Raw genomic sequence first — 16236 nt, 5'->3', positions numbered from 1 at the left:
TAGGAAAAGTTGACTTAAATGTTCTAAATGGAGACAAGCCATTATCTTGGTTTATTGGTGGTAATGAACTAAATCCAATTAACCCAATTGATCCAATTCAGCCTATTCAAAAAGAGGGAATTGGACATGCAACATCGAAATACGATGATGGTTATGGTGTGAATCTATATGAAAATCCTGCTGATTCTATTTTTGCTGGACGTATTACACAAAAAATCCCTTACTTAATCCAGAAAGGATACTGGGGTGGTGGAGAAAAAAATATGATCTGCCTTGGAAATGAAAAACAGTGGGCTTACCTAAAACATTTTGATGTCCAATGGTTCTATGCATACACTAAATATTGGTCAGGGTATCAAATCCGAACTTACGATGGACCGAACGGCAATGACACTGGTTTTGTGGATGGAAGTGAGCCGTATCAATTGTTTAATAGACAAGATGGGCATATTGATATTGGTGGTAATCGTTGGATTCGTGAGGAACATGTAATTATTAAGTAATAGGTGGTTTCAAAAGTACACAACAACAAAGGTAAAACCTACTATGTAACTGCTAGCGAAGCATATGTATTTATGAAGTGAAAATCCGGCTCTTATGAGTCGGATTTTCACTTCATACTTTAGATTTTCTGTTTTCCATATTAAATACATTTTGCATAAATTATTAAGTGCTTTTTATTCAACACCAATAACAATCCATTCACTTATATAATTCCAAAAGTTAACATTATAATTAGGTAGCCTCTTTGCTTACCAAAAGGTAGCCAAAGCTGACTTCCCGCTTGTCTGATTTATTCAAACTTGCTATTTAATAGGAATTATAATTTGTAGAAACAATATACTCTTATACATAAAGTATTCAGCATGATATTACAGTACAGAGTCTCGTTTAATATCGAAAATGTCTATTTCATTTTGCTCAAATAAATCCTCAAGCTTATTTGAACCATTTTGTTGAGCAAATAAATATTCTTTTTCTGATATTGGGACGGCAAGCAACCATGCGACTTTTTTGTCTGAGAAATCAATTGTTTGTAACTGACCTTCCCACAGAAATGGTGGCACAAAAAACATATGTTTCATTTCACTATTAGGATAATCAAACTTCAGCACATCCAAAAATATTTGACCTGGATAGAGTGGCATTTTTGAATTGATTACACAAAAAGCACATGTTGCTAGTACATTTGCATAATTATTATAAGCTGTTGCACTCGCACCAACAATTTCTACTCGTAAAGACTTTTCATCTATAGATCGTCCTATTGAATGCATATGCAAGCCAATAGTAGAATACGATGTAACACCCTCACAGGGTCTATCTCCTGTTGATAAAATATCTATATTACTTATACTATTATCATCCCAATATTTAGAAACAACAGGATTACCTCCAAACACTTTTAAAGCTGATTTAGCAATCATTTTACTTTCATTTGATATCCCCATTTTACTCTCCTATCTTTCGCTAATAATTTTTAATAATTTCAGTCTCCAAAATAATCATCCGTTAAATCTTCACCTTTATGACTCCTATTCGATGACGGAAGTTCAGGGCGGTAATGATTAGGATTGTTATGTTCATCTAAAAACTGTTCTCTTGTTATTCCTCTTTCTTCAGCACTTTTTTTATGCTTTCTAAATTCATAACCTGGTAAATGCCCCATATCCCAAGGCTTATCTTTATTCATTATTTTATTATCTATTGGATTCCTTACGAGACCATCTTCACTTTTAGCATTATCCCAGACTTTATCTCTTACGCCCTTTCTATATCCTGAAGGTCTTGTGTAAGTTTTATCGCCTGAGTCACTTTCAATACCATTTTCTTTTTTATACTTATCCCAAGCCTTACTCATTTCATCCTTACTATATTTACCTTTGTTTGCAGTTTGAAATTCATTCCATGTCGATGGGTTAGAACTACTACCACCAGAAGACGGGGAAGACTGGAATTTTTGAAGAGTATCCTTACCATTTTGAATTGCATTACGCCCAACAAATACACCATGTCCAGCAAGACTAAGCCCAGCCGCTGTAGCAGCTGCATCTAATGGAAGAACAATTGGTGATGCTAACCCACCACTTCCTACTTCTGCGACGAAGGTTAAGAAATTAGCCCCGCCTATGACGGTAAGACCTTCTAGAATTTCTATAATGGATGCCGCTCCTGCTACAACATTTCCGGCAAATCTTCCCGATTGATAAGTTAACTTGCTTTCTAATTCATCATTATCAGGTGATTGTAGTCCAATAACGCTTTCGAAAGCCGCACTACCAGCGCCTTGAAAAAATTCTTTCATAAATTCCCAAGTACTGATAGCTGTTTTTTCATACCATGGTCTATTGGCTTCTTGTTCTCGTAAAGCAATTGCTTTTTCAATTTGTGCTTCACGAGCTTTACTTTCTCTAATTGCTTGAATAGGCCCCGTCCACTCCATATTCAATTCTTGAATGCTAAATGTTCCACTTGCGGGGCTGAAACCTTTCCCACTTTGCACTTCCGCAAGACCTTGCGCGATACTCGCAGCTAATTGAAGTGCAGTATCATAATTACTACTAGAAGTATAATTGAATTCATGTAAGTGTTCTAGTTTTTCTTGCAGTTTTCGTTTCATCGCATCAAAAATGCCCATCATCGCTTGCATACCTGGAAGTGTATTACTAATTACTTCAACCCCTGCTCTTGTTTGGTCAATCCCTCGAATTTGTTCTAGAATTTCTTGTTCGATGACATCTGTTGAAGCTACTTGTGATTGAAATTGACTTGGAAAGGCATCATTCTGACGGATTAGTTCTTCACACAAGTAAATGATTCCTTGTGCTAATGGACGAAAGGTTTGTGCAAAGAATGCTTTTGCACTGCTATATGTTTGTCCTTGTAGAACAGTATCAATTGCAAAAGCATCAATCGACTGAATCGCTTGTTCCATACCTTGAATGGTAGCGGTACATACAGCGTTCATGCTTTGTGTTTGCGCATGTACTTCCCCTAGATACATATTCAAACTCATGAATTGACCTCCTTTGCTAGATTTTGTTTTTGATAATAAAGGTCATTTTCTAAACCACTAAGATTTCGTTTTTCCTTAAGCAGTGTTTCTTTTTGATTTTCCAATTCGGAAGTAAGTTTTCGCTCAATATATTGTGCATCTTGACCCATATTCATAAAAAACAATGACATTTCTCTATCTCTACGCCAAGTTCCTAAAATACGGTCAAACAAACGATGGTTTTGATTTTTCCATACATGAAAATCTTCTTCTACTTGTTCCTGTGTTTGAATCGCAGATTGATTCCGATTCTGTTCTTCAAATATACTTCGTAATTTTTGATTTAATTGATTCATTTGTTTTTCAATATCTTGACTCATCTTTTTCCTCCTACCGTTTTACTTTACGTAGGTTATCACATTAGCGAAAAATATTTTGAAGTTCTTTATCCATTCTCTCAAACTCGTTAGCTACCGAATGAATATTATCAACCGCTTGTTGAAAGGCTACAGAAAATTGTTTCGTCAAATCTAAAACTTGTTGGCTCGCTTCTTGTGCTTTGGAGTTAACAGATAGTGTTGTACGCGTCCCCTTTGTTATAGAACGACTTGTTGCACTTTGAATCCTGTCAGAAGCTGATCCCATTTTCGTAGCAATTTGTGTTGCTGTTTGTAAATTACTTTGGAATTGTCCCATCGTATAAACCCTTTCTATATTTCTATGAACGTATTAAAGAAGGGGAGTGCCTAGTATGTATGTCCATTATCCTATTGTTCCTTATAGGAACCCTCCTGGAAAAATATTGCGGATATAATTATAACAATAAATGGTTAAAATTTCCTCAAAAAAATATATTTTACAACATATGTGTTTGTTATAGTTCTCAAAAGGTAATGTAGTATAACATAGAGGTAAAACACGAATGGGAAAGTAATAAATTGATGCTAATGATTTATATTATGCTGTATGGGCTGAAAAGGGTGGTTGGTTAAATCTTGGCGGTGAACAATGGATTAAGAACAATCCATCTTATGTGAAGTTTAGTAAGAAAAGCACAGTAGATTCCTCTATTGTAGGGAAGCGTGTTGTTACTAAAGTGGACAACCTACGTTTCTATGAATCTCCATCTTGGCATGATAAAGATGTGGCTGGTTCTGTGGATGCATGATTAGGATTTACGATTGATGCGAAGATAAGTATAAGTGGTTCACCGCAATATAAAGTGAAAAACTCAAAAAGCAGTGTCTTCTATATTACAGCTAGTTCAACATATGTAGAGGTACCATTAAAATAAGAAAGTCGATTCCAATTAAGGATTTGGCTTTCTTTATTGTTAAGATGTTTAGAATTTACTTTTAGACAATGCTTTTAATATAGGATTTATGATTTTACTTAATAAACGAACCCCGTTAAATATAGATTTTATAACCGTCATATTATCGTCCTCCTAAACTAAATAAATCATATCAACTTCATACCAAGGATGTAAACATTGTATGTTCATAAATTCAAATGAAAAAGAAGCTTCTTTTTCAAAGTGAATGATGGTGTTATAACTAAATATAGACTGAATAATCAGATATTTTTTTATCAATAAATAGTAATTGTTATGATATACGCTTTGATATGATGATTTGTTATAATATTTAGATAATACTCTTAGAAAAGGGGGATTTATATGGAGACAAAAATTTCTACTACTAGCAAGGGGTATGAGCTATTAGAAGAATGGTATCATGAAATGCTTGCTCAGCATATAGAGAAGGCAAGTATTTTAAAAATTGAAGCAGATAATATATTTAATAAGGTTAAAGAAAATGCAGATTCTTTTATTTATTACTCCCTGTTACGATTTAGGTACCAAATGTTAAAGGGGAATTTTGAAAAAGGGCTAGAAGAGCTAGAATACATAAAAGATATGCCAGATGGTTTACTAAAATATTACTATCACTTCTTTAAATTTATTTATGAAACAGAAGTTGGAAACTACAATAGTGCAGAGAAACATCTTGAATCTGCTAGTGATTTATTAGATATGATGTCCGATGAAAAAGAAAAAGCAGAGTACAATTATCGTGTTGCGCTATATAAATATTATATTTCACAACCCACTTTAGCGATTAATTATGCTACAAAGGCTCTTGATTATTTTTCAAGTCATGAAGGCTATGAGACTAAAAAGGGAGCGTGTGAAAATACATTAGGTATGGCTTGTATTACTTTAGAACAATTTGAATTAGCAGAGGAATATCTAATTTCTGCTCTAAATATGTTTCAAAAACTTGATGAACAATCGCTAGTTTTAAAAGTTCGTAGTAATTTAGGAGTACTGTATGCCGAACAAAACTTATCAGATTCAGCTATACGTCATTTAGAAGAAGTATATAAAGCGTGTCAACATACAAAATTGCATTATCAAAGAAGGGTAATATTCCTATTAGCTCGGGAACATATTAAAATAAAACAGCATAATGATGCAGCTTTTTATATTAAAGAGGGCTTGAAGGATTGTAATCAAGAATATAGTTATCACCTAAATATTATGGAGTGTATAAATAACAATGAATCTATAGCGAAGTTAGAAGAAATTGTAAATGAATCACTTTCGTATTTTAAAGAACAAGAATTGTGGAAAGACATTCAAATTTATACCGAACTATTAGCAAGTAAATGGTATAATGTGGGTGCAAAGGATAAGGCGTGTGAGTATTATCACTTAAGCCATGAAGCGAGAACTTTATTAAAAGAAAAGGGGCGTTTAAAATGAAAAAGATTAAAATTACATTAATGAGTTTAATCGGTATTGCAGTATTATCGTTTGGATTAAATAGTCCTAGTATTGAAAAAAGTGCAGCAACTACACTGAAACAAGAAAATATTATTTCATATTCAGAACATGGTACAGGAATCTAATAAATAAAAAAATTACCCCCATCAGTTATTAAAGAAATAAATAATCAATAAGCAGTAAAGTAGATAAAATAAACAAGGCAGGATGATGACAACATCTTGCCTTGTTCAATTGTGAAAAATTATTGAACTGTAACGAATTTTTTTAGAGGATATTTTAAATGGGAAAGAACAGATGAAAAAATAAAACAAGCCTAACCTATTTAGGTTTGTTTTATTTTGTGTGGGGCACCCACAAACCCACCCACAATTCACCCACAAAAATAAAAAAAGTGATGAATCACTATGAAACATCACTTTTATAAAACCTTGATAAATCAGCGTTTCTGGTTCAATTTAATACTTGATGAATTCAGAGGATATATTCCGCACGCAAGTACACTAATGGGAAAGTAATAAATTGATGCTAATGATTTATGTATACAATTTAGAGAATTAAACAAATTTAATTTCTCATGTTGTTTACATATATAATAGAAGATAATAAAAAAACTGCATATTTTCATTGGTGTCATCATGTTGGTGTAAACCTAATGCGCCTAATGGCTACAAAAGACATCTACTTCGTACCATTCGGCCAAGATGCACCAGAGAAAAAACCGAACTCAATGGTAGCTCGTATGGAGTTACTTGAAGATACAGTATTAGAAGCGCTACAAGGAAAACAATTACAACCTGTTGTTGTAGAAAAATTCAGATATATGAATTAAAAAACGAAAAAAAACGGACAATTTTTGATGAAACCATCATTCTTACTGTAGAATATGATAAAATTAACGTTATTAAGATTAGAAGGGGCATTGTAAGCTCCTTCTAATTCTAAGTTATAGAAGGATTGGTATCTAGAAAGGGGCATAGTGATGGAAAAGCAAAAAACTTTTCATGTCGCTGTAGTTGGAGCAACCGGCGCAGTTGGTGAACAAATGTTAAATACTTTAGAGAAACGAGAATTTCCAATTGGGAAGTTAACGTTACTTTCATCTAAACGATCTGCAGGTAAGAAACTTGTATTTAAAGGCGAAGAATTTACAGTTCAAGAGGCAACTCCTGAAAGTTTTGAAGGAGTAGATATTGCACTATTTAGTGCTGGTGGATCTGTATCGAAACAATTAGCGCCTGAAGCAGCAAAGCGCGGTGCAATTGTTGTTGATAATACAAGTGCATTCCGTATGACAGAAAACGTGCCACTTGTTGTACCTGAAGTAAATGAAAATGATTTAAAAGAACATAATGGTATTATTGCAAATCCAAACTGTTCTACAATTCAAATGGTAGTAGCTCTTGAGCCAGTTCGCCAGCAATATGGTTTAAAACGAGTAATCGTTTCCACATACCAAGCTGTATCAGGTGCTGGTGCGGCAGCTATTGAAGAACTTCATGAACAATCACAAGCAATCTTAAATGGTGAAGAAGTAAAGGCGAATGTTTTACCTGTATCAGGTGACGAAAAGCATTTCCAAATCGCTTTTAATGCTATTCCACAGATTGATAAATTCCAAGATAATGGATTTACATTTGAAGAAATGAAAATGATTAATGAAACGAAAAAAATTATGCATATGCCTGAATTAGAAGTAGCTGCGACATGTGTACGTTTACCAGTTGTATCGGGTCATTCTGAGTCTGTGTACATTGAAGTAGATAAAGAAGGCGTAACAGTAGAAGAAATGAAAAACTTACTTGCAAATGCAGAAGGTATTGTACTGCAAGATAATCCAGCAGAGCAGTTATATCCAATGCCAGCTACTGCAGTAGGTAAAAACGAAGTATTCGTTGGAAGAATCCGTAAAGATTTAAATAATGATAAAGGATTCCATCTTTGGGTCGTATCTGATAACTTATTAAAAGGCGCTGCATGGAATTCTGTTCAAATTGCAGAGCGCTTAGTAAAATTACAATTAGTGTAAACGGCTAAGAGAAGGTGCAAAATATGAAAATTATTGTTCAAAAATTTGGTGGTACATCAGTACGTGATGACAATGGGCGTAAGCATGCGCTTCACCATATAAAAAAATCATTAGCTGCTGGTTATAAAGTAGTTACTGTTGTATCAGCAATGGGCCGTAAAGGTGAACCGTATGCAACTGATACGTTATTAAGTCTTGTAAATCAAGAGGAATCTAATATTTCTAAACGTGAGCAAGATTTATTATTATCATGCGGAGAATTAATCTCAGCAATTGTTTTCTCTAACATGTTGAATGAGAATGGTATAAAAGCAGCAGCATTAAATGGTGCACAAGCTGGTTTTGTAACGAATGGTGACTTTACGAATGCTAAGATTATTGAAATGAATTGCGATCGTATACATGAAGAGTTAGAAAATGTAGATGTTATCGTCGTTACTGGATTCCAAGGTCAAACGAAAAATGGAGACACGACAACACTTGGCCGCGGAGGTAGTGATACTTCAGCTTCAGCATTAGGTGTTGCGCTTCATGCTGAATATATCGATATCTTCACAGATGTTGAAGGTGTTATGACTGCGGATCCTCGTATCGTAAAAGATGCGCGTCATCTTCAAACTGTAACATATAACGAGATTTGTAACATGGCTTATCAAGGTGCGAAAGTCGTTCATCCGCGTGCGGTTGAAATTGCGATGCATGCAAAAGTACCACTTCGTGTACGTTCTACGTATTCTGATAGTGAAGGTACGCTTATTGCGGCATATGATGGTGCCACAAAAGGGCAGGATGTAGAAGAACGTCCTGTTACAGGGATTGCCCATGTGTCAAACGTAACGCAAATTAAAGTGCTTGCAAAAGAAACTGCATATGATTTACAACAACATGTGTTTAAAGAAATGGCTAATGAAGGGATTAGTGTGGACTTAATTAACATTTCTCCTACCGGTGTAGCTTACACAGTAAATGATAGTGTATCAGCGCGTGCAGTTGAAGTCTTAAAGCAACTTGGATATGATCCAGCTGTGACAGAGCATTGTGCGAAGGTTTCTATCGTTGGTGCTGGAATGGCAGGTATTCCAGGGGTTACAGCAAAAATTGTCACAGCTTTAGCGGAAAAAGGTATTCAAATTCTGCAATCAGCAGATAGTCATACGACAATTTGGGTTCTTGTAAAAGAAGCCGATTTAGTGGAGGCTGTGAATGCATTACATAGTGCATTTGAGCTTTCAAAAGAAAAGCAACTGGAACAATAAGGAGTGAGATCATGATAGATTTTGGGACAATTGCAACCGCGATGGTAACACCGTTTGATAAAAACGGTAATATCGATTTTGCAAAGACAACGAAATTGGTAAATTATTTAATGGATAAAGGTACAACAGCAATCGTGGTAGGAGGAACGACTGGAGAATCTCCTACATTAACATCAGAAGAAAAAGTAGCGTTATATCGCCATGTCGTATCTGTTGTCGATAAAAGGGTGCCCGTAATCGCTGGAACAGGTAGCAATAATACGCATGCTTCTGTTGATTTAACAAAAAAGGCAACTGAAGTTGGTGTTGATGCAGTTATGCTAGTGGCACCGTATTATAACAAACCGAGTCAAGAAGGGATGTACCAGCACTTTAAAACAATCGCTGAAAGCACTCCGCTTCCGGTAATGCTATATAATGTTCCAGGACGATCTATTGTACAAATCTCCGTTGATACAGTTGTTCGTTTATCAAAAATAGAAAACATTGTTGCGATTAAAGATGCAGGCGGCGATGTATTAACAATGACAGAAATCATTGAAAAAACAGCGGACGACTTTGCAGTATACAGCGGTGATGATGGTTTAACATTACCAGCTATGGCAATTGGAGCAAAAGGTATTGTTTCTGTAGCATCTCATGTTATCGGGAATGAAATGCAAGAAATGATTGCTGCATTCCAAGCTGGAGAGTTCAAAAAAGCGCAGAAATTACATCAATTACTAGTAAAAGTAACGGATGCACTATTTATGGCGCCAAGCCCAACACCAGTAAAAACAGCATTACAAATGGTTGGATTAGATGTAGGTTCTGTACGTTTGCCACTTCTTCCATTAACGGAAGAAGAAAGAGTAACGTTACAATCTGTAATGCAATCTATTCCTCGTTAATAAAAATGACCTAGTGTGAAACTAGGTCATTTTTATTTTGACTAACTATATGTAAGTGGTGAAAAATTAGCTATAGTTAATAGGCTCTAATAAGAAGGGGATGGCAGAGTGTAGGATTAGTTAGAAACTGATTACAGAGATAAGGTTTTTAGTGAATATCGTTTCATGTTTATGTAAAGAACTTGCATGCATATTTTTCCATTAAACTCCTATTACGTAGGAAAAATAGTGAGTATGATATGAAGATACCCCCCGAAAATTACAGCCTCACTTTAGCGTCTTCTCTTGTCTTTCGCATAATTTAACTTGTGTTCTATTTCTTGTATCAGTTATAATATGGCTAAGTAGCTTAGTACGGGTATGCTTAGCAAAATTGGAAAAAATTATGATTCAATGAAATTTTTATATCATATCGAATAAGATATTTGATTTATATAATGAAAGAGAGGTGAAACCTGGTTTAAAAAATAAAAAAGAACATGATATCGCATAACGGTAAGGACATTCGTCTTGGACGGTGAATATATGGTGGTTGCAGAGTTTCCCCTGGTGTCTCTGCAATTTTAGTGAAATCAGTGTTTGCAAGATTTTTAAACCAGGCAACAACATGAAGAGAAAAGAGAATGAGTCTGTTAAAGTATTTGCTCTTGGCGGAGTAGGTGAAATCGGAAAAAACATGTACTGTGTTGAAATTGATTCTGAAATCTTTATTGTAGATGCAGGATTGATGTTCCCGGGAGATGAAATGTTTGGGATTGATATTGTTATTCCTGACATTTCATATTTAGTAGAAAATCAAGAGCGAGTAAAAGGACTATTTATTACCCATGGTCATGAAGATCATATTGGTGGAATTGTTTATGTGCTTCGTAAATTATCTATTCCAGTATATGCGACGAAATTAACGGTAGGACTTATACAAGAAAAGCTTGGCGAAGCAGGAATGTTAGGCCGTATAGACTTAAAAACAATTGACTCGAATTCAACAGTAGAGTTTAATTCAACAACTGTGTCATTCTTCGGAACGACACATAGTATTCCGGATTCTGTGGGTGTTTGTTTCCATACATCAAAAGGTGCTGTAGTATATACAGGAGACTTTAAATTTGATCAAACTCCAATCGGAAATAGTGGAGCAGATCTTGGGAAAATGGCGCAAATTGGAAATGAAGGCGTACTTTGCTTGTTATCTGATAGTACAAACGCTGAACGTCCTGGTTATACAGGTTCGGAAAAAGAAGTTGGTATAGAGATTTCTAAAGTATTCTATAGTTCAGAAGGACGTATTATTGTTGCTTCATTTGCCTCCAATGTACATCGTATTCAACAAGTGTTTGATGCAGCTGCTGAAACTGGAAGGAAGGTAGCGGTAGTAGGACGTAGCATGGTGAAAGTGGTAGATATTGCAAGACGTCTTGGTTATTTAGATGTTCCAGAAGGTATGGTTATTTCATTACAAGAAATAGACAATTTCCCGGAAAAAAAGGTAGCTATTTTAACGACTGGTAGTCAAGGGGAACCAATGGCAGCCCTTTCTAGAATGGCGAAGCAAGCTCATAAACAAATTTCAATTCGTAAAGGTGATACTGTTATTATTGCAGCTTCTCCAATTCCAGGAAATGAAATATCTGTATCAAAAATTATTGACTTGTTATTTAGATCTGGGGCTGAGGTTATTTATTACGGTGAAAGAAAAGTTCACGTTTCAGGTCACGGTAGCCAAGAAGAATTAAAGCTGATGATAAATTTAATGAAGCCGAAGTATTTTGTACCCGTACATGGTGAGTTCCGTATGCAAAAAGCACATGCATATTTAGCGGAAGATGTAGGTATTACGAGAGAGAATATCTTTATCGTAGAAAAAGGTGATGTAATTGCTTTTGGTGACGATGAAGCAAAATTAGCTGGTAAAGTGCAAGCTGGCAATGTTTTAATTGATGGATTAGGTGTAGGTGACGTGGGTAACATCGTTCTTCGAGATAGAAAGATGTTATCTCAAGATGGAATTTTAGTTGTTGTTGTAACACTAGGTAAGGATGAAAATAAAATAATCTCTGGTCCAGAAATTATTTCACGCGGCTTTGTATATGTTCGTGAATCAGAAGCATTAATCGAACGATCCACAGATATTGTACGTATGATTGTTGAACAATCAATTAAAGAGTATACAATTGAATGGTCTATGTTGAAACAAAATATTCGTGAATTATTAGGGCAGTTCTTGTACGAAGAAACGAAGAGAAAGCCAATGATTTTACCGATTATTATGGAAGTATAAAGAAGGTCACCTTTACAGGTGATCTTTTTCTTTTTTAACCTATCGAATGAAATTCATAACTTAAGAAATAATAGTTATATACGAGTGAAAGGGGATGCGATATGACAGAACGTGATCGTTATACAAATGAAGCAAAAGAAGCTGAGCCGAAAGAAGTTCCAAAAGAGGCTTCTATAGTGGAGAAAATTCAACAACTTGGACAAACGAATGTACCACAGATGAATGAATCGCGTATTCATTGCTTAACGATTGTTGGGCAGGTGGAAGGTCATATTCAGTTACCACCACAAAATAAAACAACAAAATATGAGCACATCATTCCGCAAATTGTCGCGATTGAACAAAATCCAAAAATTGAAGGTTTACTGTTAATATTAAATACAGTTGGAGGTGACGTTGAAGCCGGATTAGCAATTTCTGAAATGGTGGCTTCGCTTTCAAAACCAACTGTATCTCTTGTTTTAGGAGGAGGGCATTCGATCGGTGTACCGATTGCGGTCTCAACTGATTATTCATTTATTGCCGAAACAGCGACGATGACAATTCATCCGATTCGTTTAACAGGTCTTGTTATAGGTGTGCCACAAACATTTGAGTATTTGGATAAAATGCAAGAAAGAGTCATTCGATTTGTGACAAAGCATTCGAAAGTAACGGAAGATCGTTTTAAAGAGCTTATGTTTGCAAAAGGGAATTTGACGCGAGATATTGGGACGAATGTAATAGGTGGAGATGCAGTGAAGTATGGTCTTATAGATGATGTCGGTGGTATTGGTAACGCACTTCGAAAATTAAACGAATTAATTGATGAACGCACGGACAATTATACAGAAGGGACAATGTTACAATGATTTTATATACAATTATGCCAGAGCAACTTGTGTATCCGGCCGATTATTCACAATGTGAAAGCCAAAAAGTTGTGAATATAAACGGCGTGGAATTAGTGGTCTCTGAGGAGGATAATCAATGTTACTCTATTGTACGTGTATTAGGTACGAATCCGTCTCACTACCTAGAGTTTGAGCCTGGACAGAAAATTACCTTTTAGTAAAAAGAAGGATTTTGTTTAGGAGCTATGGTATAATATAAAAAACAAGACGGTTGAGCAGCCATGAGTAGGCTGCTTTCTTCTGTTTATTTAACATTTTACAAGAAGTGTAAAAATAGAAGATATAAAGACCTGAAAAATAGAGAGAAAGACATATAAGTAGAGCTTTTTTTATAAGAAAGTTGTACTTAATTTTTAGAACACGAGGTGAAGAAATGGCAAAACAAAAGCAAAGAGGGACGAAGGCTAAGGCAAGACGTATGATAAAGCCAACTTTGTATTATGAAATCGTCGGGTTGACTCTTTTTGCACTTTCGATTATTACGATTTTACAGCTAGGTGTTGTAGGAAAATCGTTTGTGTTATTTTTTCGCTTCTTCTTTGGTGAGTGGTACATAATTGGTGTGTTAGGTGTAATAGCTTTATCTGTTGCGTTTGTAATAAAGCGGGGATGGCCGAATCTTTTAAATAAACGGCTAATAGGTGTTTATTTAATTGTACTAGCAATATTAATGTTTAGTCATATTACATTATTTAACCTTCTTACGAAAGATGGAGCTGTGCAAAATACTTCTGTAATTGTTAGTACAAAAGATTACTTCTTCCTTGAAATGAAAAAGGGCCCGGATAGTGTTCATTTAGGTGGTGGTATGTTCGGCGCACTGATGTTCGCAACGTGCTACTTCTTATTTGACGAAGTAGGGGCATATATCATTGGAATTATTTTAGTTATTCTTGGAATACTTTGTATAACAAATAAGCATATTGGAGAAGTACTTGCTCCGGTAGGGAGAATTCTTAGAAGTCAATTTCAAGTAATGCAAGGGGATTATAAAGATTGGAAATCTCAAAGGGTCGCCGAGCAAACTGAAAAGAAAAAAACAACAAGAAGCAAGAGGCGTGAAGGTGTTGCTGAACAAGAAGAAGCTATTGAGCCAGTAGAAGAAATAGAAATTGGTCCACCAATTATTTCAAATTTTACTGAGAATTATCCAGTAAGTGAAGAGACGGAAAAGCAGATAGAAGAAAATGATTTAATCACTCCTCCGTTTATTGAAGAGGCAGTTCCACCTACGCCAGAAGAACAACCTCAAAAGAAACGAGGAGAAAAAATCGTTGAATCGCTAGAAGGTGAAACGAAAGCACCTCCTATGCAATTTTCTAATGTGGAAAATAAAGATTATAAGCTTCCTTCGCTTGATATATTAAAGTTTCCCCAAAATAAGCAAGTTACAAATGAAAATGCGGAAATTTATGAAAATGCTCGTAAATTGGAACGTACATTCCAAAGTTTTGGTGTGAAAGCGAAAGTAACAAAAGTACATAGAGGTCCTGCAGTTACGAAGTATGAAGTGTATCCTGATATGGGAGTAAAGGTAAGTAAAATTGTTAGTTTAAGTGATGATTTAGCGCTTGCTTTAGCAGCGAAAGACATTCGTATTGAAGCACCTATTCCCGGGAAATCAGCTGTAGGGATTGAGGTTCCGAATTCAGAAGTTTCTATAGTAACGCTGAGAGAAGTTCTTGATTCAAAGGCGAATAACCACCCAGAAGAGAAGTTATTAATCGGTCTTGGACGTGATATTACAGGAGAGGCTGTATTGGCACGTTTAAATAAAATGCCCCATTTATTAGTAGCTGGTGCGACTGGTAGTGGGAAGAGTGTATGTATTAATGGAATTATTGTAAGTATTTTAATGCGTGCGAAACCGCATGAAGTAAAATTAATGATGATTGATCCGAAAATGGTAGAGTTAAATGTATATAACGGTGTTCCGCACTTATTAACACCAGTTGTAACTGATCCGAAAAAAGCGTCACAGGCTTTGAAGAAAGTTGTGAGCGAAATGGAGCGTCGTTATGAATTATTCGCGCATAGCGGTACGCGTAACATTGAAGGGTATAACGATTATATTAAAGAACATAATAGCCAATCGGAAGCGAAACAACCTGAATTACCATATATTGTAGTAATTGTGGACGAGTTAGCTGATTTAATGATGGTTGCTTCTTCGGATGTAGAAGATGCGATTATGCGTTTAGCGCAAATGGCACGTGCTGCTGGTATTCATTTAATTATTGCGACTCAGCGCCCGTCAGTTGATGTTATCACGGGTGTTATTAAAGCGAATATTCCATCGCGTATTGCATTTGCTGTATCTTCCCAAATAGACTCTCGAACGATTCTTGACGGTGGTGGTGCAGAGAAGTTGCTAGGTCGTGGAGATATGTTGTTCATACCAATTGGTGCATCGAAACCTGTTCGTGTACAAGGGGCGTTTTTATCAGATGATGAAGTTGAGAGAGTCGTAGAATCTGTTATTGCGCAGCAAAAAGCGCAATATCAAGAGGATATGATTCCACAAGATGTTCCTGAAACAAAGCAGGAAGTAGAAGATGAATTATACGATGAAGCGGTTCAGCTTGTAGTAGAAATGCAAACAGCATCTGTTTCTATGTTACAACGTAGATTTAGAGTAGGATATACGCGAGCAGCTCGTTTAATTGATGCCATGGAAATGAATGGTGTAGTAGGCCCTTATGAAGGTAGTAAACCAAGGGGAGTACTTATTAAAGATGTGCAAGAAAAAAGTTCTTAAAAAAAGCCTAATTGTTTTTACAATTAGGCTTTTTTATATGCTGTTTTTGTTATATACTATAGTCACTGACGAAGAAAGGGCTTACATCTTTAAGGGTCCTTTAGAATACGAATGCTTATCGTTTTGGTTTTCGAAACGTTCGATATTTAATGTAGAAAAATGTTGAATTCTGTTGACACATATGGGAGCAAGTGGTAAGATTACTTCGAAAAGAATCACTGCCTCATATAATCTTGGAGATAAGGTCCATAAGTTTCTACCTGGCAACCATGAATTGCTAGACTATGAGGGGAAAAGTGTGTAACAAAGGATGTAAGGAATCTTTGTGCCGAACTTTTTCTCTATATGA

General features: G+C 35.6%; 13 protein-coding genes, 3 pseudogenes and 1 riboswitch. Of the genes and pseudogenes, 12 read left to right on the top strand and 4 right to left on the bottom strand.

Annotated features, from left to right (window positions below; genetic code table 11):
* Window positions 1-503 (top strand): annotated as a pseudogene (locus MR071_RS19555) (N-acetylmuramoyl-L-alanine amidase); the annotation flags it as partial.
* Between the two features lie 369 nt (window positions 504-872).
* On the opposite strand, the gene MR071_RS19550 reads toward MR071_RS19555, so the two are convergent.
* From MR071_RS19550 to MR071_RS19530, 4 genes are read right to left on the bottom strand one after another with little or no spacing between them, the layout of a single operon-like run.
* Window positions 873-1451 carry a suppressor of fused domain protein gene (locus MR071_RS19550; protein ID WP_242237633.1) on the bottom strand — a complete coding sequence of 193 codons (579 nt, stop codon included), beginning with the start codon at window positions 1449-1451 and terminating at the stop codon, window positions 873-875.
* A 38-nt stretch (window positions 1452-1489) separates the two neighbouring features.
* On the bottom strand, window positions 1490-3016 hold the full coding sequence (locus MR071_RS25570; RefSeq protein WP_305037875.1) for a GH-E family nuclease: 1527 nt from the start codon (window positions 3014-3016) through the stop codon (window positions 1490-1492).
* Window positions 3013-3375: a DUF3958 family protein gene (locus MR071_RS19535; RefSeq protein ID WP_242237631.1), complete on the bottom strand. Its 363-nt coding sequence runs from the start codon at window positions 3373-3375 to the stop codon at window positions 3013-3015. Before MR071_RS19535 ends, MR071_RS25570 begins: the two co-directional genes overlap by 4 nt.
* Window positions 3376-3415: 40 nt before the next feature.
* Window positions 3416-3691 (bottom strand): TIGR04197 family type VII secretion effector, encoded by a 276-nt coding sequence (locus MR071_RS19530; protein ID WP_242237629.1) that lies wholly within the window; start codon window positions 3689-3691, stop codon window positions 3416-3418.
* Window positions 3692-3953: 262 nt separating this feature from the next.
* Between MR071_RS19530 and MR071_RS19525 the strand changes: the two are divergent.
* The 11 genes and pseudogenes from MR071_RS19525 to MR071_RS19475 all read left to right on the top strand — a co-directional run.
* Window positions 3954-4289: pseudogene (locus tag MR071_RS19525) on the top strand (N-acetylmuramoyl-L-alanine amidase); the annotation flags it as partial.
* 384 nt (window positions 4290-4673) lie between these two features.
* Window positions 4674-5762, top strand: coding sequence for a response regulator aspartate phosphatase (locus tag MR071_RS19520; protein WP_197218986.1), 1089 nt, complete (start codon window positions 4674-4676; stop codon window positions 5760-5762).
* A complete protein-coding gene (locus MR071_RS19515; protein ID WP_197218985.1) occupies window positions 5759-5908 on the top strand; it encodes a Phr family secreted Rap phosphatase inhibitor in 150 nt (49 codons plus the stop codon). Before MR071_RS19520 ends, MR071_RS19515 begins: the two co-directional genes overlap by 4 nt.
* Before the next feature lie 518 nt (window positions 5909-6426).
* Window positions 6427-6615: pseudogene (gene spoVFB / locus MR071_RS19510) on the top strand (dipicolinate synthase subunit B); the annotation flags it as partial.
* Window positions 6616-6765: 150 nt separating this feature from the next.
* The gene (asd, locus tag MR071_RS19505) at window positions 6766-7812 is read left to right on the top strand and encodes an aspartate-semialdehyde dehydrogenase (RefSeq protein ID WP_002014577.1); all 1047 of its coding nucleotides are present in this window, start codon (window positions 6766-6768) and stop codon (window positions 7810-7812) included.
* Window positions 7813-7835: 23 nt separating this feature from the next.
* The gene (gene dapG, locus MR071_RS19500) at window positions 7836-9068 is read left to right on the top strand and encodes an aspartate kinase (protein WP_105585429.1); all 1233 of its coding nucleotides are present in this window, start codon (window positions 7836-7838) and stop codon (window positions 9066-9068) included.
* An 11-nt stretch (window positions 9069-9079) separates the two neighbouring features.
* On the top strand, window positions 9080-9958 hold the full coding sequence (dapA, locus tag MR071_RS19495) for a 4-hydroxy-tetrahydrodipicolinate synthase (RefSeq protein WP_242237627.1): 879 nt from the start codon (window positions 9080-9082) through the stop codon (window positions 9956-9958).
* A gap of 607 nt (window positions 9959-10565) precedes the next feature.
* Window positions 10566-12236: a ribonuclease J gene (locus MR071_RS19490; protein ID WP_242237626.1), complete on the top strand. Its 1671-nt coding sequence runs from the start codon at window positions 10566-10568 to the stop codon at window positions 12234-12236.
* A 101-nt stretch (window positions 12237-12337) separates the two neighbouring features.
* The gene (gene tepA / locus MR071_RS19485) at window positions 12338-13087 is read left to right on the top strand and encodes a translocation-enhancing protein TepA (RefSeq protein ID WP_105585426.1); all 750 of its coding nucleotides are present in this window, start codon (window positions 12338-12340) and stop codon (window positions 13085-13087) included.
* Entirely contained in the window at window positions 13084-13287 is a 204-nt protein-coding gene (locus MR071_RS19480; RefSeq protein ID WP_105585425.1) for a YlzJ-like family protein, read from the top strand. Before tepA ends, MR071_RS19480 begins: the two co-directional genes overlap by 4 nt.
* A gap of 215 nt (window positions 13288-13502) precedes the next feature.
* Window positions 13503-15887: a DNA translocase FtsK gene (locus MR071_RS19475; RefSeq protein WP_242237624.1), complete on the top strand. Its 2385-nt coding sequence runs from the start codon at window positions 13503-13505 to the stop codon at window positions 15885-15887.
* A gap of 203 nt (window positions 15888-16090) precedes the next feature.
* Window positions 16091-16192: riboswitch (purine riboswitch) on the top strand.
* Window positions 16193-16236: the final 44 nt, after the last annotated feature.

Origin of the sequence: Bacillus cereus group sp. BfR-BA-01316 (assembly GCF_022664195.1) — a bacterium.
In the GTDB taxonomy this organism is placed as follows: Bacteria; Bacillota; Bacilli; order Bacillales; family Bacillaceae_G; genus Bacillus_A.
Note: the sequence above shows the minus strand (reverse complement) of the source record. Positions and strands in the feature narration are given on the sequence as shown.